This is a genomic window from Pectobacterium aroidearum (genome assembly GCF_015689195.1).
Taxonomy (GTDB): Bacteria; Pseudomonadota; Gammaproteobacteria; order Enterobacterales; family Enterobacteriaceae; genus Pectobacterium; species Pectobacterium aroidearum.
In genome coordinates this window covers 2,614,261-2,634,674 of record NZ_CP065044.1, presented here as the reverse complement: position 1 = coordinate 2,634,674, position 20,414 = coordinate 2,614,261, and the positions used below count along the sequence as shown (strand labels likewise).

The following is a 20,414-nucleotide window of genomic DNA, read 5'->3' as shown; positions in this document are numbered from 1 at the left end:
TCTATTTGCACCGTTTCTGGCTACGCCGTTTCTATCGGCGGGCACGGATAGTGATGGATATCCGGGAGATCGTGCAACGCCACCGCCCGACTGAAATACCATCCTTGAATAATCGCCGATGGGCAATGTTGCAGGATGTAAGCGGCTTGCTCGCGGGTTTCTACCCCTTCGATGATCACAGGGACGTCCAGTTTTTTGACCAGGGTGAATAACAGATCTGCCATAGCGGCATTCACCGAGTCGGTACCGATGGCGCCGACAAAAATCTTGTCGATCTTGATCATATCGAACGGTAAATGGCTCAGATAATCGAGGTTGGAATATCCGGTACCGAAATCATCAAGCGCAACCTTATAGCCCGAACGGCGTAAGGCCTCAAGGCCGTCTGCCAGTGTTTTATGGGATGTGCTCGACCGCTCAGTCAGTTCTAACATGACACGTGTTCTGTCTATCCCCAGTTCGTCGCACAACTGCTGTAGGAAGTGATGATAATCAGACGACACAATGTCAGACACAGACAGATTAATGCTAAGAAGAAAGGGCGATTCCTGCGTGAGGTACGGCTGCATATCCCGCAGCGCCTGACGCGTGATGATGCGGGTTAGCTCGGCGGAATAGCCCATTTTTTCAGCAATACCGATAAAAAGCTCTGGCGAGACATTATCACCACGCTCATTCTTCCAACGTGCCAGCGCTTCTACACCAATAATTGCACGCTGTGGCAGGCTGATCAGCGGCTGGTAATGTACATGCAGTCGCTGGTGTTTGATTGCGCGTTTTAGCTGTGATGGCAAAGCCTGATGCCGATCGTCGTAGAGTTGATAGGACAGGGTAAAACTGGCGCCGATGAGCGCCCCGACAAAAAACAGGGCGGTGATGATATACCAGGGACGATACAGAATACCCGCAGAATCTAACTGAGCCAGTACGCAGATATCCCGGTTTGCCGCACAGAAAAACGTCTGGCGTTTTCCCATGGTCAGCCACGCGTTCTTCTGCTGCTGTGTCTGCTTGAACGCCGAGAGATCGATATCGCCAAAGGTCTGATAGATATGACCCAGATTGCGTGTTATCAGCATGGCGTTGTATTCGGCAGGCGGATGAATGAAACGGCGAAATGCGGCGGCGGCGGTAATCGTGACGACACCGTTCAGGCTTGCCATATCGGCAGTAATACGTGGATCAACCACGTCTTTCATCGCGGTCCATAGCTGCACGCCCTCTGGCGTCGTCAGGTTCGGCGGCAGCAGATAAATTGGTGGGTTGAGAATCCCCCAGCCTGCGGAGCAGATGAGATAGTTGTCCTTGATACGCCCGATATCACGCAGATAAACGGAGTAAAAGGAGATCAGACGTAACTCTTTCAAGTCGGCGCTGGAACAAGGCGCGTTATTCAGCGTCAGCACCCGGTTGATGGTTTCCCGACCTTCATTCGCGACGGCGATTCCCTGATTGAGGACGTCCTGACTATAGTGCTGCAACTGCGTCTGTTCCAGCCGGGCTAAAATGCCTTGCCCAATAAACAGCGCCAGCAAAGCGCTGGCAAACGAAATCAAAACAAGTCTGAACCACAATCCGGTGTTGGTAGTTAAGGTGAGCATAGCGACCATCTGGCAGCGTGACGAGAATAGTACGGCATGGGTTCAGATATCGCATCCTTGCCAGTTACACAGGGTAAAACGTTCCTGCAAATCGGAAATAACTTACGATCTTTCGGTAAGGCAATAACGCTTTTTATTATTTTAAAAGAAAATCTACGATAACTAACGGCCGGAAACACAGCGAAAACTAGGCTAGTTCTGCCCCTCACACTGTTCTTGTCGAAAGAATCTTGTTATTACCGAAAGAATTTCCTTTCTGCGGGAACTCACTGACCCGCTCTCCCACTTAATGAATGAACAAGATGACTGTATGTACAGCATGACAGTTCACCACCGTAAACATTCATCATATTTGGAGATATATCATGGCTTTAGGACTTTCTCAGGTTGCATCTCAGGCGGCTTCTCAGACTCTGGATACCGCGATGGCTGGTTCTCTGACGCGTGCAGCAGGCGCTCAGGCACAGAAAATTGCGCTGGATACGGAAAACTCCATTCTGGATGGTCAGATGGATTCTGCGTCCAAATCACTGAACTCCGGGCAGAAAGCGGCAAAAGCTATCCAGTTCTGATTGTGAGTCAACGAGCCGGAGCCTTGCTCCGGCTTTATTTTATCCGTCCGTGATGGAATCCACACCATGAAAATTAATCATGCCACTACGCTGTCTCAGCCGGGGGATGCGCCGCTGGCGGACAACGGCACGTCTTTTTCCTTTTCCGCCACGAATCAGGATGTGTCCTGGTTCAGCGCGGCGCTGTCGTCGGCACCAATGACGGCAGAAAGCGGTAATAGTCAGTGGCTGGGCGCGCTGGCGGAAAAATCTCAGGGACTGAACGGCGTCTTTAAATCCGCCGAACGCGACGTCAGCCAGTCGATGCGTTCCAATAATCCAAAGGATGTGCTGGATGCGACCCGAACGCTGTCCTCGTTCTATCTGGAAAGTCTGCTGAGCGCCAAACTGGTGGCGAAAAGTGTACAGAGTCTGGAAAAACTCACCAACTTACAGTAGCGGCCTATGAAAATCGATAAGCGAGTGTTTCTTCTGCTGATCGGGCTATTGGCTGGCTGCGGCGAGCCGATTGAGCTGAATCGCGGGCTGTCGGAGAACGATGCCAACGAAGCGATTTCGATGCTTGGCCGTTATCAGATCGGCGCGGAGAAACGGGTGGACAAAACCGGCGTTACGCTGGTGATCGACGCAAAAAACATGGAACGTGCCGTCAATATTCTCAATGCGGCGGGCTTACCGAAGCAATCACGTACTAATCTGGGCGAGGTCTTTCAGAAAAGTGGTGTGATTTCGACGCCGTTGGAAGAGCGCGCCCGCTATATCTATGCCTTATCGCAGGAAGTGGAAGCAACGCTGGCGCAGATTGATGGCGTACTGGTGGCGCGGGTGCACGTGGTGCTGCCGGAGCGTATCGCCCCCGGCGAGCCGGTTCAGCCTGCCTCGGCAGCGGTGTTTATCAAATATCGTGCTGAACTGGAACCTGATGGGATGGAGCCGCGCATCCGCCGTATGGTGGCCAGCAGTATCCCCGGCCTGTCCGGCAAGGATGATAAAGAACTGGCGATCGTCTTTGTTCCGGCCGAACCGTATCAGGACACGATCCCGGTTGTCACGCTGGGGCCGTTCACGCTCACGCCGGATGAGATGCGACGCTGGCAGTGGAGCGCGGGGCTGTTTGGCCTGCTATTGGCTGGACTATTAGGCTGGCGCGTTGGCATGCCTTACCTGCGCCAATGGCAGCAGAAAAAAGCCGGGGAGCCGTCGTCACAATGACAACACAAGAGCACCGCAGGGCGTTGACGCTGGGTGATGCCACCGCGCTGGCATGGCTGACCTGGTGGGTAAAAGATTGTTTGTTACAGGCCGATCCCAGCTGGTGGCGCGGGAAGGTAGCGTTACCCGAGTCGCCGCAGCGCCGCGACTGGCTGCATGTGAACGCCGAACAGCTTCATCGCCATTTATCTCTGCCACAGCGGTTGCCACCGGATCCGCTTGCTTCACTCATGCACATCGGCGAGCTGGATACCGCGCAGCGGGAAACGGTATTACGCCTGATGGCGCGGGTTTGTCAGCCCATACGTAATCCGGATCGTGCTGATGCCGAGGGCATATGGTGTGAGCGGCTGGCAAAGGCATTGCGGCCTGGCTTATGGCTACCGGCGGAGATGACCTTTTCTGCGTCATCTGCCGCGCCATCGCTGTCGGAGTCCTCCGCAACCGGCTATCAGGATGCATTGCTGCTGCTGCGTATTCGTTATGGTGAAGTGTACTGGTCACGTCTACGGCTGCTCTTTCCACGCGATTGGCCCGATCATCACCTTATCTCTGCGGTGTCATTGCCTGCCGCCAGACTCAATGCGCTGTGCGATGCCCTGATCTGGAAAGCATCGGCGCCCGCATAATCCCCTCATTTTCATTCATTTTGCTAAGGACGAAGCATGCTGACGACGAAAACGTTTGTGACATTACCCGATGCCAGTCGGGATGAAACGGTGATTATTCCGGCGGAGCGAGTCGCGGCACATCGGCGCAGTCGGACACTTTGGGAAGAGGCCAATGCGCAGGCCGATACGATCGTGGCGCAGGCGCACGAACGTGCCCGAACGCTGTGTGAGCAGGCAGTAGAACAGGCAGAAGCGGAATTCTGGCAGCAGGCAAATGTGCTGTTGCAGGGGGTTCGGCAAGACCGAATGCAGATGGAGCAGGTCATGATTACGCAAGCCGGACAGCTACTGCGCGATGCGCTGGCACATGTGCTGGATAAAACACCTGCGCCGTCGCGCCATCACGCTTTACTGCGGCAGTTGTTGAAGCAACAGCAGGGGGAAAGCCGGGGAACGCTGTATTGCCATCCCGCCCAGCTTGCCGATGTGCAGCATTGGCTGGATGCCCATGCGCATCTGGAATGGCGTCTTGCCAGCGATGAAGCGCTGGATAACGATGCCATGAAGCTGATTACGGCGCACGGCGTGATGTCGTTGAGCTGGCGGCAGGCGGTAAAACAGCTCATGCCGCCGGAGTATCCTGCCGCGATGTGACATTGCGGCTGACAAAATTGCGACTGACAACGGGAACTGCACGCCGGGGTTAACCACTCACTATCAGGTCAATGACCCATTTTTAGGTCAACGACCCAAACCTGTGTTGTGAGGAAACTACCTTAATGAGGAGAGCGTGCGATGTCCCTTAACCCAATCCAGCGTCGTCTTGACGCGCACCTGGTCGATTCGCAGAAACAACTGGATGATATTGCGCTGAATGTTGCCGAAGGCGGCGCCAGTCAGGCGGATAGCTACGCCTTTTTTGAGGCCAGCATGGATTATTCTAATGCCAGCTGGGCTGTCGGGCAGTTGTTGAGCGTTAAACACGGTCTGGCAAAGGCCATCATCAATGACTTCAACTGAGTTGGCCGCGATGCTGGAGCGGTGGCTAAACGGCGGAACGTCGACGTTGAAGCTGGAGATTGACGGCGGCGCGGTGGCGATGGTGCGGCAGTCATCGGGCGTGACGTGCCGCGCGGTCATTCCGCTGCGCACGTTGCCGGATGAGCCGATGCTGACACGAGCATTGCAACTGGCCGATGCCGCCCACGCCCAGTTTCAGGATGACACCGCCATCCTGTCGCTCTCTGCGCAGGATGAACAACTCTGGCTATGGATGCGGCCCGATGCTGATGACGTCATGCAGCTCTGCCGCAGCCTGGAAACCCTACTCAATCAACGGGACGTTTGGCTGAGCATGCTCACGCCGCGCGCAAAGGTGCCCGTTTCCGCTCCATTGAATCTGAACACGCTGGCTTTTTTGCAAGGAGAACGACATGCGTAAGGGATTGATGCGTCATCGATCGTATAGCATTTTGCTGGCGGTCTATCGCTGGTTTTGCTGGGCGGTGGTGTTAATGGGGATTATCCCTATAAATGGGGTGATTTCTCTGGCGCACGCCGCCACGCCAGCCGATTGGAACAAGGGGGCATACGCCTATTCTGCCGAACAAACACCGCTGTCTGCGATTCTGACGGATTTTGCCAACAGTCACGGCGTAGATTTGGTGCTGGGCAACATTGCGGACAATGACGTCACGGCGAAAATTCGGGCGGAGACCCCCGCGCTGTTTCTCGACAGGCTGGCGTTGGAGCACCGTTTTCAGTGGTTTGTGTATAACAACGCACTGTATGTCAGCCCGCAGGATGAACAGGCATCGGTGCGTCTGGAGATTTCCCCGGATGCTGCGCCTGATATTAAACAGGCGCTCAGTGGTATCGGGTTGCTCGATGCGCGCTTCGGCTGGGGGGAGTTACCGGAAGAAGGCGTAGTGCTGGTCACTGGCCCGCAGGCATATATCGATCTGATCCGTAATTTTAGCCAGCAGCGGGAAAAACAGGACGAACGGCGTAAGGTCATGATTTTTCCTTTGCGCTATGCCTCGGTATCCGACCGGACGCTGCAATATCGCGATCAGAAGGTCACCATTCCCGGTGTTGCGACCATTCTCAATGAGCTGATGGATGGTCAGCGTGCGGCACCAGCGGGTGCATCGGGGCCGATGCCTGTGCAGCCGGATACGGGGATGGAAGCGATGCGGGACAGCACGCGTTCGCTGATGACCCGCCTGGCAACCCGTAATAATCCCGGTCGCAGTGGGGATGCATCGAGCCGCGTGACGCTAAGCGGCAAGATTTCTGCCGATGTACGCAATAACGCGTTGTTGATTCGGGATGATGAAAAACGCCGGGCGGAGTATCAGCAGCTCGTCGATCATATCGACGTACCGCAAAATCTGGTCAACATTGATGCCATTATTCTGGATGTGGACCGTACCGCTCTGTCGCGGCTGGAAGCAAACTGGCAGGCGCAGCTCGGCAATGTGAGCGCGGGCAGTACCATGATGATGGGGCGAAGCACCCTGTTTGTGAGCGATTTCAAACGCTTCTTCGCCGATATTCAGGCGTTGGAAGGGGAAGGAACGGCCTCCATTGTCGCTAATCCTTCCGTACTGACGCTGGAGAATCAGCCTGCGATTGTCGATTTCAGCCGGACGGCATTTATCACTGCTACGGGCGAACGTGTTGCAGACATTCAACCGGTGACTGCCGGCACCAGTCTGCAGGTGACACCTCGTGTGGTCGGCGAAGGCGCACAGCGCAGCATCCAGTTGGTTATTGATATCGAAGATGGTCAGGTCGAGACAGGGCGCGAAGGTGAAGCGTCGGGCGTGAAGCGGGGCACCGTCAGCACGCAGGCGCTGATCGGTGAGAACCGTGCGCTGGTGCTGGGTGGTTTCCACGTCGAGGAGAGCGGCGATCGCGATCGTCGCATTCCGATCCTCGGGGATATCCCGCTGTTGGGGAAACTGTTTACCTCGACGCGCCACGAAGTCTCCCGCCGTGAACGCCTGTTTATCCTGACGCCACACCTTGTCGGCGATCAAACCGATCCCACGCGCTATGTTTCCTCCGCCAATCGCCAGCAGTTGAACGGTGCGATGAATCGCGTCGCGCAGCGCAACGGTAAAACGGATCTCTATAGCCAGATTGAAGGCGCCTTTCGCGATCTCGCCAGCCGTCAGCTTCCCGCCGGATTTAAGACTGTCAGCAACGGCGCGCGCTTGGGCGAGGTGTGTCGCTCGCAGTCAGGTCTGATCTACGACAGCTCTCGCTATCAGTGGTACGACAACGGTCAGGTGCGCCTGAGCGTCGGCGTTGTGCGCAACGGCGGAACACAGCCGCAGCGTTTTGATGAAGCCGCCTGTGCCAGTAGCCGCACGCTGGCGGTAGCCGTATGGCCAAAAACGACGCTGGCACCGGGGGAATCCAGCGAGGTATTCCTGGCGTTACAGCCCGCGCTCGCGTCTCAGACCGCCCGGCGTCATGTGCTGACATCCCGATAAACGGTCGCGTGGGCTGATGCCCTCAGGACATTTCCCCCCTCCCGAACGCCTCCTGTGAAAGTGGGAAGCTGGGAGGGCAAGGTCGATATGTCAGCCCGCTCATCTCGTTAATTGCCCAAGCTAATAAAGGATATTTTCATGAACTACAAAGCACTGTCTATCGCGCTGATAGCACTCCTGCTGAGCGCCTGTAATGCACCGCGGCAGGTAGCCAACTGTGCCTCGGTCACTTGTCGTCCGCAGCCGGAAACGCGGCAGCTCATCATCTGGTGGCAGCCCGATCTGCGGAGCGGCCCGGCAGATTACAGCAGGGTTAGCGTGGATGAGTGAGGTAGCGGCCGTATTCGACAATCAGCATGATTTTCTCATGGCGCTGGAAACCACACCGACGGCCTGCTGGGTCGTACAGCCGGGCGTCACGCTGTGGTTTACGGCGATCTCGGCGCGTCAGGCCGCACTCGTCTTAGCGTTGGCGCCGGCTCACCATTATCCCGGTATGTTGCGGCAAATATTACAACGCCGCTTTCTGGAGGCTGACGCGCTGCCAGCCTGTAGCCTGAGTCTGGATGAACAGCAACATCTGCGCTTACGCCGCACATTATCCACATTAAATGAGTCGCTCACGGCGATCGATGAACTGTGGCGTCTGGCGGGTCTGCCGCCGCGCTGAACGGTGAAAAAGTCAGGCGTTTTTATGCATCAGACGGGAACCGCGCAGGCAAGAAAATCACTTAATGGGGGAGTGTCACAATTACGCGGGCTGACCGCACATCCATTGGCGCTTTCATAACCCATTTACTCATTGAGGAAACATTATGCTTAATTCTCTTGGTGGCGGAACCTCTCTGCAAATCACGATCAAGGCGGGTGGTAACGGCGGTTTATTTCAATCTCAGTCTTCACAACAGGGCGGCTCGCCGTCGCAGTCGGCGTTTGGTGGCCAGCGCAGCAACATCGCAGAGCAGCTGTCCGATATCATGACGACCATGATGTTCATGGGCAGCCTGATGGGCGGCGGCCTGGGTGGTGGTTTAGGCGGTGGGCTCGGTGGTTTGGGCAGCAGCCTGGGTGGATTAGGTGGCGGTTTGTTGGGCGGAGGGCTGGGTGGCGGTCTTGGCAGCAGCCTCGGTAGCGGACTGGGCAGCGCACTCGGCGGTGGCTTGGGCGGGGCGCTGGGTGCCGGTATGAATGCCATGAATCCATCGGCCATGATGGGCAGCCTGTTGTTTAGCGCACTGGAAGATCTGCTGGGCGGCGGCATGTCGCAGCAACAGGGTGGACTTTTCGGCAACAAGCAGCCAGCGTCGCCGGAAATTTCTGCCTATACCCAGGGCGTTAACGATGCGCTGTCCGCCATTTTGGGCAACGGCCTGAGCCAGGCGAAAGGGCAAACTTCACCGCTGCAACTGGGTAACAACGGTTTGCAAGGCTTGAGTGGCGCTGGCGCTTTCAATCAACTGGGCAGCACGCTGGGGATGAGCGTTGGGCAAAAAGCCGGTTTGCAGGAGCTGAACAACATCAGCACACACAATGACAGTCCGACCCGTTACTTCGTGGATAAAGAAGATCGGGCGATGGCGAAAGAAATTGGTCAGTTTATGGATCAATATCCTGAAGTCTTCGGCAAGCCGGAATATCAGAAAGATAACTGGCAGACGGCGAAGCAGGATGACAAATCCTGGGCGAAAGCGCTGAGCAAACCGGATGACGACGGCATGACCAAAGGCAGCATGGATAAATTCATGAAGGCTGTGGGTATGATCAAGAGCGCGGTCGCCGGTGATACCGGCAATACCAACCTGAACGCTCGCGGCAATGGTGGCTCGTCTCTGGGTATTGATGCGGCCATGATTGGTGACCGCATCGTCAATATGGGGCTGCAAAAGCTCGCCAGCTAAAACGAAAAAAGGCGAAAAAACGACAGGGAGCAGGGCGGAAGCGCTGCTCCCTTTCTATTAGTTTTAATGTGATTATTTCAATTCAATTTAAATCAATTCAATCAGCTTGCTCCGTTTTAGTCCTTTCTTTGCATTATGGCGTTTTCACTTCGCTTGCTATCCTTTACGCGCGACTTTTTCTTAACGGGACTTGCGTCAAGGAACCACATGGAACGTTTTCATTATTCTATTCTGCCTCGTCAAGCCTGCCTCTTGTTGCGTAAGCCCATTGCCCTCAACGAGTTGTCTTTAGCCAGACTTAAACCACTCACCTGGTTTTTAATCAACGGGTTCATAAGAAATGCAACCGTGGGTTATGCCTGCTACCGTCGGCAATCACGATACTGGGCACAGTAAGGACGTAAGTCATGACCGAGAAAATCACCCCCTATAACCCATACCCCTACGGCTTTAGAGGGGATGTTAGAGACGGTTCCTACTGTGAAATGGATATCAATGGCGGTAAGGATTCACGTTTTATTATCATCAGACCCAGAGCTTATTTCCCTGAAGAGATGTTTGAAAGAGAAATGGGTTTTCTGGAAAAAGGAATGCTGACGCTGGAAGAAATGTACCCGGAAGTAAAAGCATTAGGCTACGTTCCTGATAGAAACAATGTTTTCTGGCTCTATAACCTAAATGTTTGCGATATTGAAAAGCAATATCTGGAAGACTCTGACTCCGAGGTTTTCGCGGCACATGTGAAGGGTGACGACTATTATACCTTCGATGATTTCTATAAATGTATGGCCTTCATAGAGCAGACATTTGGCGTGAATGAAAGTCACTTCAAGAAAAATTGGGAAACGCGTTACCCACAATACTAAATGATCTGGTGATGCAGGAAGAATAAGAAAAATAGTATCAGGAATGGTTATCTTCTTTTTTATAGTCAGTAAGTAATAAAGCCAGCACAGGTTTCCCTGGCTGGCTTTTCCCCGGTGCGGTATGGCGCAGGTATTACATTTGACGCACCGCAATAAAACGATCGGCGATGAGGCGGGCGACCCAGAACGAGGTCTGCGCCACGTCGCTGTGTAGCCCGTTCTTCGTATGGATATCGGCCTGATGCAGGAAATCCTGCTCCAGCGAATCCACAAAGGCGTCGAACTCGAACTCACCCCGCCGCAGCGATCCTGACTGACCAAGTACGGTGTTCAACTGTGCTCTCACCAGGTGGATGGCCTGAGTGAATGATTCACGCTGAGCAGGCGTGATGTATCCGCCTTGTCTGGCGAGATCTGCCCAGCGTGTCGGTGTGGGAGTGGTCATCGTGTTTGGCATCTTAATTCACCTGCAAGTTGGCGGAATCAGGCACTTTGTAGTGATTATTGACATTCGTCAGGTTGATATTGCTGCCTTTAACGTTCAACCCTTCACTGTCGCTTTTCACGAATGAGAACTTGCCGTTTTCTGCATCAATGTTACTCAGGTTCAAATTCCAGTTACCCTGTTGTCCGCCGTTGGTGCGAACAAATGTACCGAAATCTTTCGCTTTGAAATTATCGATGGTCAGATTGGCGTCTGCGTTCAACTGGAAAATCTTGTCGGCAGCGCCCTGAGCGCTACTGTTGGTGATTTCCACGTTAGCAGGTTTGCCAGTATTGGATTTCACCGTCAGCGCATCTTCACCCACGTTGGTCCAGTGTACGTTATCAATCTTGGCATCGCCGCGAACGTGCACACCATCCGCTGCGTTATCACCAAACACCACATTTTTCAGCGTCGCGCCCGGAGCCAGCTCAAATACTGGTTTCTGGCCTTCAGCCTGGCCACCGTCACCTAACTTGCTGCCGGCAGTAAAGGTTTTACCACCGCCGTCAAAGGTTTCTCCAGGGCCGACTTTAATGGTTTCATTTACCACCGTGGCATCACCGCTGGCGGTTGGGAAAGAGACTGGGCCAGCACCTGCTGTTGATGTCGTGGGGGATGCTGCCGAACCGCCACCAATGCCAGATGGTGTGGCCGTTAGTGGAGCGGGTGCTGCGCCGCCGCCTCCAACGGGTGAAGAGGGCGCTGATGGTGCAGCAGGTGAACCGCCGCCGCCAGCAGACGGTGCGGCAGGCGATCCACCGCCACCGCCGGATGCAGCCTGCGGTGCGCCCACTGACGGCGATCCGCCACCTTGGGATTGGCCGCTACCTTGCGGTTGGCCAAACTCACCTTTCTGTGAATCCATCAGATTGCCGATCAATTCCAGCAGCGCTTTTAACAGATCGTTACCGCTCAGTTGGCCGCCGCCGTCCGCCGTTGGGCTAATGGCATTATCTAATGCGCTGCCAGCCGAATCTTGCAGCAGAGAGCGGCTCAGATCTTCTGGGTTTTGTGCGCTGCCTGCGCCACCAGGGCCAGATGATCCCGTCAGCGGTGAGGCACCACTATTGCCACCTGCCGCACCCGACGAACCGGAAGAGAGCGGATTCCCTGCTTCCTGCCCGTTTTTCCCTGGAATTAGCGCTTCCAACAGTTTCATCAGCATATCGGCGGGGCTACCGTTTTGTCCTAACGCCGAGCTCCCTCCGTTGCCCGCGCCCGTCTGGCCTAGCGGACTGCCATCGGTCGAGGACGGTGTATTGCCCTGTGCATTAGGCAAGAGCGCGCTGAGCAGGGTGCCCAGCGCCTCCATGAGCTGGCTATCTTGCTGTGCAGAGCGTTGCGATGCCCCGCTGTTGCTGCCTGAAAGCGGGGAATTCAGGCCTGTTGAGGACAGGCCTGCGCCGGGTTGTATGCTGAGCGTAATCGTCATATCAGCCATAACATCTCCTTGAAAGTGAATCGTGATGGGTTATTAACAGGCTTACGTCTGTTGCGTATTAAGTGAGGAGAGGCGTGATGTGGTTCCCCGTAAGGAAGAGAAAGATGATGGGAACCAGAAGGGGAAAACGACCACTTAACCGATACGTTCACCTCATCACCTTTGGAACTTGTTATGCAGAAAATCCAGCATGTTCAGCCTGGTCTGTCCATTTCGGAGATTGCACCAGCTACGTTAGCTAAAACATCGTTATCGCAGGGCAGTAGCACCAGTGCGAGCCAGAAAGGCGCGCAATCTCTGATTCAGCAAGGTTTGCATGATAAAAACAGACCGCCCGAGCTGGAGCAGGGAAGCAGCAGCCAGGTGAAGAGTCAGGGGACGCGATCAACGACCTTACGCGAACTATTTTCATCGGAAGACATGGGGAAGGCCTTAGCGCGTCCATCGCGCGATTCGCTGGCGTCAGGCGGACCTATCCAGAGCCTGCCGCGTTTTGCCTCCATCGCGGCGGCTGAGAGCAAAATCAGCAGTAGCAGTGCCGCGCCACCTGCGGCTAAATCCGATATCACGCTGAACAGCCACGGTAAGCTTCAGTTCGGCAAAGGCTTGCCGGAGGCGCTGACCACGCTGTTACAACAGACCATCGGGAAAAATGGCCAGCCGTTCGTTGCCCACCATGAAAATCAGGATACGCAGCAGCATGCGCTAGTCGATAAATCAGGGCGATTGTTCGTGATTCAAAGCAATGACGATCAGCATATTGCGCTTCACAGCAGCGGCCGCAGCGCGATGCCGACGGGCAAATCGAGCGCAGGTAGCGTAAAGCTGGAATCCACGCCAGAGCATCTCTCCCTACAAACAAAAGCGGGGAAATCCACCAACGTGCCGCTATCTGGGCGCATGAACCATGAGCTGTTGACCGGTATTCACCGACAGCCTGATTCAGCTTCAGGCGCGGGCGAGCAATTGCGCCTGCATGACGGCAAACTTTTTGCGTTAAACACCGAGTTTGGCGTCTGGCAACAAAGCAGCGATGTCGCCCACAGCCAGTTATCCCGGCAGGGGGATGGGCAACTGTATGCGGTTAAAGATAATCACACGCTGAGTAATCTCTCGGCGGGAACGGAATCAGCCACGTTCAGCGATAAGATTACGGCGTTCTCCGCTAATCAGAATGGGCAATCGGCTGTGCTGACCGAGCAGGATCACCTTACGCAACTGCATCTGATGAGCGCGTTGGATGCTGCGCCGCAGCCGGTGGATCTCAAACTGGCAAGCGGTGAACCGGTGTATGCAAAAGCGGTGGGGTTAACCGCAGAACATCTGCTGATTGCCGATAATGACGGCAAACTTTACCACGCACCACGGCCTGAAACGGGTGAACAACAGGTTACATTAACCCCCGTCAGTACGCCGGAATTGAATGCGGTGCTGGGCAACGACCATCGTATTACTGGATTTGCCCATGATGAACACGGCCAGCCGCAGGCGCTCGCCACCGATCGTCAGGGACAAAAACACGTCGCTTCTCTCGGACAAAATGGGCTGTCGCCAACGCCGGGGTGGAACCTGAGCGACAGTCTGGTCGTCGATAACAAACTGGGGCTGACGACGACAGCCCCAGCCGCGAAAGACACCTTAGATCTGGGGCGACTAGGGCAAATTGGGTTACAGGACGGCAAAGTCCATTTTCACAACGGCAATACCCAAAACTGGGAGGCATCCAGCGTTGAAGCCAGCCAACTGAAGCGCGGACTAGACAATCAGGCTTACACGCTGAAAGACGGTGAAATCACGCCGCTGTCCATCAACCAGAAATCCGGCTCTTTTACACACGGTGACAACACTGTGTTTGCGCTGCCGCAGGTGCGAATGACGCCGTCTGCGGGCACGGCGCTTCCTGGGATCGCCAAGGACGACGGCGTATCGGCGATGGCGGTGCTCAACCGCAATAAATTTATTGCCGTCGATAAGCAGGGCGATCTGCATTTCCATCAGATCAAACCGGGAACGGATAAACTCGCCGCGCCACCGCTGGCGTTGCCTAAAAATGGGTTGTCCGGTGAGATTCAAGACATCACGCTGGATCACCAGCAGACGCTCTTCGCCTTGAACAAAGACGGACAGCTTTTCCAACTGCCGAAGGCCGACTGGCAAAATGCGGCTAATCATGACTCTGCCCAATGGCAGCCGGTGAAGACGCCGATTGAGGGGAAAGTCAATTCGCTGAGCACGGATGCGCAGCATCATTTGCAGGTGGCGCATGACGATCATGAGCTCCATACCCAGCAAGGCAAGGCGTGGAAAACGACGGTGCCGAAAGGGGAAACGCCATTACCCTCGGAAGCGCGTGCCGCAGAAACGGTGTTTGGCCGGCTTGATGTCGCGACAAAAGGGACGAAGATACCGTTGACCGGGGTCACGGTTAAAGCCGATGTGCAGGTTCTGGGTAAAACCGGCGAAGAGTCACAGCAGGTGAAAAGCAAGCTGTCAGATTTGCTCAGAGCGCATGTTGTCTCGTTCTCCATGGAAGTCCCCCGGCCGTTAAAAACCGTTGCTGACCATGTTCAGCACCAGATCAGCGGGCGTGAAGGATTGAAGCCCGTTTACGACATGCAGACGGAGTTACTGAAAAAACTGGATGCCACAACGGGCCAGCCGCAGAGCGCGGCGATGGATCTGGAAAGTAAGCTAGATAAGCTGGATCTGGGGGAGAAAGGGAAACCGTTGGTGAACTTGCTCAAACAGTTCCATACCGAACTGGAAAGCAGTTCGGCCAAAGCAGCCCTGCTTATTGGCAGGCAACAGGGCGTGGTGAACGATAACGGTGTCATAAACACGGAAGGCAAGCCTGCCAGCGTGCACGGCAGAGAAAAAGATCTGGCTCCGGTGCTGCTGGCGGCGATGGAAAGTAACCCTTCATCGAAAACGAGTACGGCGGGTACGTTGATCAAAGCCTTTGTAGACAGCAAAACGCCGATTGCTCAAAAGCCGAATAGTGACGCGTTTGGGCAGCAGCGGGATACCAGCGACGCCCTGTCGCTGGCGAAAACGCGGCTGGTGCTGGATACCCTGGTGATGGGGGATTTGCATAAGCTGACCGATCGCATTGATACGTTATCTGGCACATCGCCGGGTGAAGCGGAACTGGCCTCGATGATGAAAGAGCTTAACGCGCTGCGTCAGGGGGACTACGGCGAAAACCCAGTGAAGAAGATGACCGACATGGGGTTCACCAACCATAAGGCGCTGGAAGCGGATTATGACTCGGTGAAAACCTTTATGAAGGCGTTCAGGAAAGAAGAGAATGCCGTCAGCGTAACGTCGAAAACCGTGATGCAGGCGGCCAACCAGACGGACATGATCGATAAAATGAAGGCGACCGTCCTATCGTTGGATAGCAACGAAAGCATCGCCTTTAACCGAACCTATGGCGGTGGAGCATCCATGTCGTTTGTGGTCAGCGGCACGCCATTGCCTTTTCCTCCGGTGCCGGGTGGTGGTGTCAGCGGCGAACGGAATTACAATCTGAGTTTTTCTCGCGGTGAAAACGGCATCAATGTCGCCTTCGAGCGTTCAGGTGGCATCACCGGTAAAGTGAGCTACTCCGGCGGGTATGACGTCAGCCAGTATCTGACAGGGAAAACCACGGAGCAGATGACGCAAAGTATTAACAGTAAACACAGCTTTGCACCGGATGTCCGCGCCTCATTCGGCGTATCCGCCAGCCTGCAAATGGCGCAGCAAAACGCCCTGAATTTCACCCTCAGCGAAGAAGAACTGCCTGGATTTATTGACGGCCTGTCGAGCGGCACGATCAACCCGCTTGCCCTGCTGGATAAAGGGGAGCAGCACAGCGTGAAGGCCGGTAAAACGGTTAGCTTCAATCTGGATAGCAACGCGGCGCTGGAGCTGCGCGGCGGCATAAACCTGACGGAAAAAGGTGCGGCGCCAACCAGCGCTACGCTGCGCGGATCCGTCGGTCTGACGGCAAGCGCCAATGTGCTGTCTGCCACCAGTTCGTCCAGCGTTGCACAAGGTGAAAAATCCACAACCTACACGGAATCCGACAACCGCCTGCGTTTCATGAATCAGGCCGCGATGGGGGCAAACGCGACCCTGAGTGCCGGTGCGGCCAGAACGACATCGGATGGCACCGTTCCGTTCTTCACCTCGGCCAGTATCGGGGTGAATGTGGCAGCAGACTCACGCACTAACCAGTCGATCAGTCTGGGCTTGAAGAAAGCCGAACCGCTGGAGAAAAAGGACATCGATTCGCTGACCAAAACGCTGAACTCCGCGTTTAACGATCCGGCCAGTCAGCTTTTGATTGACGGTGTGAAAAAAATGGCGGAGCCGGACGATCAATTAGCCATACTGAATGAGCACTTTGCGGATAAAACGGCAAAAACTGACGATCAGCATCAGGGATTGATGAGCCTGAAAAAGCTGAACGTGCGGCAGGATGTTGCGCAGCGCGACGGAGCCACGCTGGATAGCGTCAAACACACGACGTCCTACACCAATCTCAGTAAATTGACGGAAAACGGGCTGTTCCAGGTCATCGGCAACCATTTGTTTTCTTCGCTGCCGCCGAGTAATGCCGATCGCATTAATCAACTGATTGCGGACAACCCTGCACTGAAGGATATCGTGAGCCGCTTGCAGGATAACGACAGAGCGTCGGTGACGGTTGCGCTGGAGCTGAAAGACGATGTGCGGGAGAAGATAGAGAAGGGCATTCAGGACAAAACGCACGGCAAAGATGACGTCATCGCGCTGTTTAAAGACGGCAATAATTTACGTCTCGCCAGTATTGATGTCTCGCAGACGGTGAAGAAGAGCGAAGGGTTCAATACCCCAGCGGTCATCATTAACGCCTCAAGCAGCGCGGGCGTCAGCATGAATAAACTGCTCGGTAGCGTCAGCTTCAGTTACGGGCAGGATCAAAACGTACCGCAAAGCTACAAACTGAGCGGCGAAATTGCTAAAGCCAGTCCGGCTACCGCCAACGCCCTGCAGCAGTTACAGCAGGAAGGCCTGCAACTTAACGGCTGATCGTAAATAACACACGGTGATTAAAGGAGAACAGGATGACACCCACACAACAGCATATTACTCGCCTACTGCGCCATTACGGTTCGCTCAGCCGTACTCAACTGAGTCTGCAGGACGGCATCTGTGCGCTACGCGAATCTGACGGACAGGAAGCGGTGGTGTTAGAGGTCCCCACCAGCAGCAGCGTGCTGCTATTACACAGCGATGTGATGCGATTTCAGGGGGATGTCAGCACGGCGGTTTATCAGCTCATGCTGATGATTAACTTTGAAATGGCGGCGATGAAAGGCTGCTGGCTGGCGCTGGATGAGAATTCCACGCTGCGTTTGTGCACTCAGCACACCGCAGAATCGCTCGATGAACCCGGCTTTACCGCGTTGCTGCCCGCGTTTATCAGTCAGGCAAAAGAAATCCGACTGCTGATTCGCGGCTTGTTGCCACGACTCATGGCGGCATAACGCGATAACCTATTGTTCTATCGCAATAAAGGCCAACATTGTTTCGCTGCCATCCAGAATATCGGATTGGATGGCCTGTCGGGCGCTGCTGGCATCGTGCTGCTGTAGCGCGGCAAGGACATCTTCATGATGTTCGATCGCCATCTGCACGGAAAAATGCGCATAGGCCTGTGCAATCAGCGGGCCGGTGCGCATCCACAAGCTGCCGATGAACTGCGTCAACAGCGGCATACGCGCCGCCTGCGCCAGAAACAGGTGAAACTCACTATTTAATCGCAGCGCTTCGCGTAGATTTTTCTCGTCAATTGCCAGACGATTCTGGCGAATATTCTCTTCAATCTGCTCCAGCATCTTCGGCGTAATGTGTGCGGCAGCCTGCTCGGCTCCCGTGCCTTCCAGCGCCAGCCGCAATGTGCGGATCTCGATAAATTGCGCTTCGGTCAACTGGGGAACACGGATATCACGCGGCGTTTTGAGCACCAGCGCCTGTTCTTTCGCCAATTGCAGGATCGCATCTCGCACTGGTGTGACGCTGGTACCCACCTGTGCGGCAAGCTCCCGTATTCTCAGGCGGTCGTCCGGTTTGAGTTGGCCGGTAATTAACGCTTCGCGCAGCATGGTATAAACGCTGGAGCCCAGATAGCTGTGATTGATCTGCCCGATTGGATAATTCACTGTTCCCCCAGAGAGAAGCGCTGCGCAACGTGGTGAGATAAATATAAGTGAGTGCCGCAATAACCTACGGCGATGAGGCGCTAATATACAATATGATGCATCAACGAAGCTATGGGCGAGGTGTCTGTCGGTTGACGAATCGACAAGAAAAGGTCATGAAATGCGCAGCATTGTGTGACGAGGTGTAACAGAGCTGAAATTATTGGTTAAGGAAATATTTTATCGCGACTTAACGCAAATCCATTATCATAAAATTATATATTACCTGACATATTGAGCTTGGTAATTAACGGCTCTACTATGCCAAAAAAATTATTATCATCAGGGATGAAACCATGCGTGGTTTTTTCAGGCTGATTGCTATCATGCCTGCGCTATTTTCTTATACCGTATTTTCCGCGCCGCTTAATCCGGCAGACCGAAATGACATTCAGCAGCGCCAGGCCGAGGTGATCGATCAATCCCGGCAGCAGCGCGATTCCTTATTGCAATTAAATCAGCCACAAACAACGGTGAATCCCACAGGCGGAAGTAATGCCGGACACTGTTTTTTCATTAAAGATATTCATTATTACAATAGCTCGCTGCTGCGTGAAAGAGATAAAAACAGGTTAAATAAAGATTATATTAATCGTTGCCTTAATGTTAATGATATAAATCAGCTGATTCATGACGTCAGTAATTGGTATATCGAACGGGGTTATATTACCAGTCGCGCTTTTATTGCTGAGCAGGATCTTTCTGGCGGCGTATTGCAGATCGATATTCTGGAAGGTCGTCTCGAATCTATTAATCTTAATAACCAATCAACGTGGGCATTAAAACAGGTTTTCCCAGGCCTGGAAGGCGAAATTCTCAATCTCCGGGATATCGAACAGGGCATGGAACAGCTCAACCGCATGCCGACGCAGCAGGTGAGCATCGAAATTCAGCCCGGCAACCAGCCCGGTTATTCCATCGTCAACCTGACCAGTAAAAAGCAAATTCCGCTGACGGCAAATATCGGTTTCGATAATAGCGGGCAGAAAAGCACCGGGGAACGGCAGCTAAACGGCGGCCTGTGGGCGGATAACGTGCTGGGGCTGGCCGACCAGTGGTTTATCAACGGTGGACACAGTAGCGAATTTCGCGATAGTCGCAATGCCGAAAGCCTGCAGGCGGGCGTCTCGCTGCCTTACGGCTACTGGACGCTCAGCTACGACTATTCTCAAAGCCGTTACCGTAACGATTTCATCAACCGGGATTTTCTCTGGCATTCAACGGGTGATAGTCAAACGCACCGCGCCACGCTGTCACGCGTGATATTCCGCAACGGTGACATGAAAACCAGCCTCTCGGCAGGCATGTCGCACCGTATCGGGCAGAACTACCTGAACAGTGTTCTGCTGCAATCCAGCAGTCGTAAGCTCAGCAGTGCGATTATCGGCATCAATCACAGCCAGAAACTGTGGGGCGGGCTGGCGACGCTCAACCCTGCTTATAGCCGGGGAACGCGCTGGTTCGGCGCGGAAAGCGATGAAGGGAAATCTGATGATGCGCTGCGTGCCGAATTCAACAAAGTGACGCTGGCGGCCAGTTATTACTACCCGATTGCTGACAACCTCCATTACCTCACCAACCTCTATGGTCAGTATTCACCGCAGCGCCTGTATGGCAGTGAACAGGTCACGCTGGGCGGGGAAACTTCCGTACGGGGTTTCAAAGAGCAGTATCTCTCCGGCAATCGTGGCGGTTACTGGCGCAACGAACTCAACTGGCGGGCGGCACAGTTGCCGCTGTTGGGCAGCGTTACCCTGACGGCGGCGGTGGACGGCGGGCATCTTTTCTCACAGAAAGCTGAAAGCGAATCGGCGGGTACGCTGTGGGGCGCGGCGGTAGGGGCTGGCGTCGCGAATCAATATCTCTCACAACAAATCACGGTTGGCTGGCCGTTGGCACACCCCGACTGGCTAAAACCGGATAGCGCCGTGGTGTATTACCGCGTTGGGCTGTCGTTTTAATTATTCGTTGTTAATTTTTCTTTGCTAATTGT

19 protein-coding genes are annotated in these 20,414 nt (G+C 54.5%); 15 read left to right on the top strand and 4 right to left on the bottom strand.

Annotated features, from left to right (window positions below):
- Window positions 1–20 precede the first annotated feature (20 nt).
- On the bottom strand, window positions 21–1,601 hold the full coding sequence (locus I2D83_RS11770; protein WP_205946568.1) for an EAL domain-containing protein: 1,581 nt from the start codon (window positions 1,599–1,601) through the stop codon (window positions 21–23).
- A gap of 365 nt (window positions 1,602–1,966) precedes the next feature.
- Here I2D83_RS11770 and I2D83_RS11765 point away from each other — a divergent pair, with 365 nt between their 5' ends.
- The 12 genes from I2D83_RS11765 to I2D83_RS11710 all read left to right on the top strand — a co-directional run bounded on the left by I2D83_RS11765 (window position 1,967) and on the right by I2D83_RS11710 (window position 10,263).
- Window positions 1,967–2,173, top strand: a complete 207-nt coding sequence (locus tag I2D83_RS11765) for a type III secretion system major pilin HrpA (protein WP_009112561.1) — start codon at window positions 1,967–1,969, stop codon at window positions 2,171–2,173.
- 66 nt (window positions 2,174–2,239) lie between these two features.
- Window positions 2,240–2,611 carry an EscI/YscI/HrpB family type III secretion system inner rod protein gene (locus I2D83_RS11760; protein WP_015840427.1) on the top strand — a complete coding sequence of 124 codons (372 nt, stop codon included), beginning with the start codon at window positions 2,240–2,242 and terminating at the stop codon, window positions 2,609–2,611.
- A gap of 6 nt (window positions 2,612–2,617) precedes the next feature.
- On the top strand, window positions 2,618–3,385 hold the full coding sequence (sctJ, locus tag I2D83_RS11755; protein WP_015840426.1) for a type III secretion system inner membrane ring lipoprotein SctJ: 768 nt from the start codon (window positions 2,618–2,620) through the stop codon (window positions 3,383–3,385).
- Window positions 3,382–4,014, top strand: a complete 633-nt coding sequence (locus I2D83_RS11750) for a type III secretion protein (protein WP_205946567.1) — start codon at window positions 3,382–3,384, stop codon at window positions 4,012–4,014. Before sctJ ends, I2D83_RS11750 begins: the two co-directional genes overlap by 4 nt.
- A gap of 36 nt (window positions 4,015–4,050) precedes the next feature.
- Window positions 4,051–4,650, top strand: coding sequence for a type III secretion system stator protein SctL (sctL, locus tag I2D83_RS11745; RefSeq protein ID WP_180779644.1), 600 nt, complete (start codon window positions 4,051–4,053; stop codon window positions 4,648–4,650).
- A gap of 141 nt (window positions 4,651–4,791) precedes the next feature.
- The gene (locus I2D83_RS11740) at window positions 4,792–5,016 is read left to right on the top strand and encodes a type III secretion protein HrpF (RefSeq protein WP_015840423.1); all 225 of its coding nucleotides are present in this window, start codon (window positions 4,792–4,794) and stop codon (window positions 5,014–5,016) included.
- Window positions 5,003–5,437 (top strand): type III secretion system chaperone, encoded by a 435-nt coding sequence (locus I2D83_RS11735; protein WP_181828624.1) that lies wholly within the window; start codon window positions 5,003–5,005, stop codon window positions 5,435–5,437. Before I2D83_RS11740 ends, I2D83_RS11735 begins: the two co-directional genes overlap by 14 nt.
- Complete coding sequence (sctC, locus tag I2D83_RS11730; RefSeq protein ID WP_205946566.1) at window positions 5,430–7,499, top strand: type III secretion system outer membrane ring subunit SctC; 2,070 nt, start codon at window positions 5,430–5,432, stop codon at window positions 7,497–7,499. The genes I2D83_RS11735 and sctC overlap by 8 nt, the downstream gene beginning before the upstream one ends.
- A 138-nt stretch (window positions 7,500–7,637) precedes the next feature.
- Complete coding sequence (hrpT, locus tag I2D83_RS11725) at window positions 7,638–7,829, top strand: HrpT family type III secretion system protein (protein ID WP_015840420.1); 192 nt, start codon at window positions 7,638–7,640, stop codon at window positions 7,827–7,829.
- Window positions 7,822–8,169 (top strand): type III secretion protein, encoded by a 348-nt coding sequence (locus I2D83_RS11720; RefSeq protein ID WP_181846849.1) that lies wholly within the window; start codon window positions 7,822–7,824, stop codon window positions 8,167–8,169. The genes hrpT and I2D83_RS11720 overlap by 8 nt, the downstream gene beginning before the upstream one ends.
- A 145-nt stretch (window positions 8,170–8,314) precedes the next feature.
- Entirely contained in the window at window positions 8,315–9,397 is a 1,083-nt protein-coding gene (locus I2D83_RS11715; protein ID WP_220273741.1) for a harpin HrpZ family protein, read from the top strand.
- Window positions 9,398–9,804: 407 nt separating this feature from the next.
- Window positions 9,805–10,263, top strand: a complete 459-nt coding sequence (locus I2D83_RS11710) for a hypothetical protein (protein WP_205946565.1) — start codon at window positions 9,805–9,807, stop codon at window positions 10,261–10,263.
- 133 nt (window positions 10,264–10,396) lie between these two features.
- Here the strand turns inward: I2D83_RS11710 and I2D83_RS11705 are convergent, their stop codons facing one another.
- Window positions 10,397–10,720 carry a DNA-binding protein gene (locus tag I2D83_RS11705; RefSeq protein ID WP_181828617.1) on the bottom strand — a complete coding sequence of 108 codons (324 nt, stop codon included), beginning with the start codon at window positions 10,718–10,720 and terminating at the stop codon, window positions 10,397–10,399.
- 1 nt (window position 10,721) lies between these two features.
- The gene (locus I2D83_RS11700) at window positions 10,722–12,191 is read right to left on the bottom strand and encodes a pectate lyase (protein ID WP_205946564.1); all 1,470 of its coding nucleotides are present in this window, start codon (window positions 12,189–12,191) and stop codon (window positions 10,722–10,724) included.
- 174 nt (window positions 12,192–12,365) lie between these two features.
- Between I2D83_RS11700 and I2D83_RS11695 the strand changes: the two genes are divergently transcribed.
- Together I2D83_RS11695 and I2D83_RS11690 are read left to right on the top strand one after the other, a co-directional pair.
- Window positions 12,366–17,249, top strand: a complete 4,884-nt coding sequence (locus I2D83_RS11695) for an AvrE-family type 3 secretion system effector (RefSeq protein WP_205946563.1) — start codon at window positions 12,366–12,368, stop codon at window positions 17,247–17,249.
- Between the two features lie 35 nt (window positions 17,250–17,284).
- Complete coding sequence (locus I2D83_RS11690; protein ID WP_181846845.1) at window positions 17,285–17,707, top strand: type III secretion system chaperone; 423 nt, start codon at window positions 17,285–17,287, stop codon at window positions 17,705–17,707.
- Window positions 17,708–17,716: 9 nt separating this feature from the next.
- On the opposite strand, the gene I2D83_RS11685 is transcribed toward I2D83_RS11690, so the two are convergent.
- The gene (locus I2D83_RS11685) at window positions 17,717–18,382 is read right to left on the bottom strand and encodes a GntR family transcriptional regulator (RefSeq protein ID WP_182100217.1); all 666 of its coding nucleotides are present in this window, start codon (window positions 18,380–18,382) and stop codon (window positions 17,717–17,719) included.
- A gap of 335 nt (window positions 18,383–18,717) precedes the next feature.
- Between I2D83_RS11685 and I2D83_RS11680 the strand changes: the two genes are divergently transcribed.
- On the top strand, window positions 18,718–20,382 hold the full coding sequence (locus I2D83_RS11680; protein ID WP_205946562.1) for a ShlB/FhaC/HecB family hemolysin secretion/activation protein: 1,665 nt from the start codon (window positions 18,718–18,720) through the stop codon (window positions 20,380–20,382).
- Window positions 20,383–20,414: the final 32 nt, after the last annotated feature.

Excerpts from the sequence above, each read along its gene's own strand:
- I2D83_RS11770 (WP_205946568.1), bottom strand. The coding sequence starts at position 1,601 with ATGCTCACCTTAACTACCAACACCGGATTGTGGTTCAGACTTGTTTTG.
- I2D83_RS11765 (WP_009112561.1), top strand. The coding sequence starts at position 1,967 with ATGGCTTTAGGACTTTCTCAGGTTGCATCTCAGGCGGCTTCTCAGACT.
- I2D83_RS11760 (WP_015840427.1), top strand. The coding sequence starts at position 2,240 with ATGAAAATTAATCATGCCACTACGCTGTCTCAGCCGGGGGATGCGCCG.
- sctJ (WP_015840426.1), top strand. The coding sequence starts at position 2,618 with ATGAAAATCGATAAGCGAGTGTTTCTTCTGCTGATCGGGCTATTGGCT.
- I2D83_RS11750 (WP_205946567.1), top strand. The coding sequence starts at position 3,382 with ATGACAACACAAGAGCACCGCAGGGCGTTGACGCTGGGTGATGCCACC.
- sctL (WP_180779644.1), top strand. The coding sequence starts at position 4,051 with ATGCTGACGACGAAAACGTTTGTGACATTACCCGATGCCAGTCGGGAT.
- I2D83_RS11740 (WP_015840423.1), top strand. The coding sequence starts at position 4,792 with ATGTCCCTTAACCCAATCCAGCGTCGTCTTGACGCGCACCTGGTCGAT.
- I2D83_RS11735 (WP_181828624.1), top strand. The coding sequence starts at position 5,003 with ATGACTTCAACTGAGTTGGCCGCGATGCTGGAGCGGTGGCTAAACGGC.
- sctC (WP_205946566.1), top strand. The coding sequence starts at position 5,430 with ATGCGTAAGGGATTGATGCGTCATCGATCGTATAGCATTTTGCTGGCG.
- hrpT (WP_015840420.1), top strand. The coding sequence starts at position 7,638 with ATGAACTACAAAGCACTGTCTATCGCGCTGATAGCACTCCTGCTGAGC.
- I2D83_RS11720 (WP_181846849.1), top strand. The coding sequence starts at position 7,822 with ATGAGTGAGGTAGCGGCCGTATTCGACAATCAGCATGATTTTCTCATG.
- I2D83_RS11715 (WP_220273741.1), top strand. The coding sequence starts at position 8,315 with ATGCTTAATTCTCTTGGTGGCGGAACCTCTCTGCAAATCACGATCAAG.
- I2D83_RS11710 (WP_205946565.1), top strand. The coding sequence starts at position 9,805 with ATGACCGAGAAAATCACCCCCTATAACCCATACCCCTACGGCTTTAGA.
- I2D83_RS11705 (WP_181828617.1), bottom strand. The coding sequence starts at position 10,720 with ATGCCAAACACGATGACCACTCCCACACCGACACGCTGGGCAGATCTC.
- I2D83_RS11700 (WP_205946564.1), bottom strand. The coding sequence starts at position 12,191 with ATGGCTGATATGACGATTACGCTCAGCATACAACCCGGCGCAGGCCTG.
- I2D83_RS11695 (WP_205946563.1), top strand. The coding sequence starts at position 12,366 with ATGCAGAAAATCCAGCATGTTCAGCCTGGTCTGTCCATTTCGGAGATT.
- I2D83_RS11690 (WP_181846845.1), top strand. The coding sequence starts at position 17,285 with ATGACACCCACACAACAGCATATTACTCGCCTACTGCGCCATTACGGT.
- I2D83_RS11680 (WP_205946562.1), top strand. The coding sequence starts at position 18,718 with ATGCGTGGTTTTTTCAGGCTGATTGCTATCATGCCTGCGCTATTTTCT.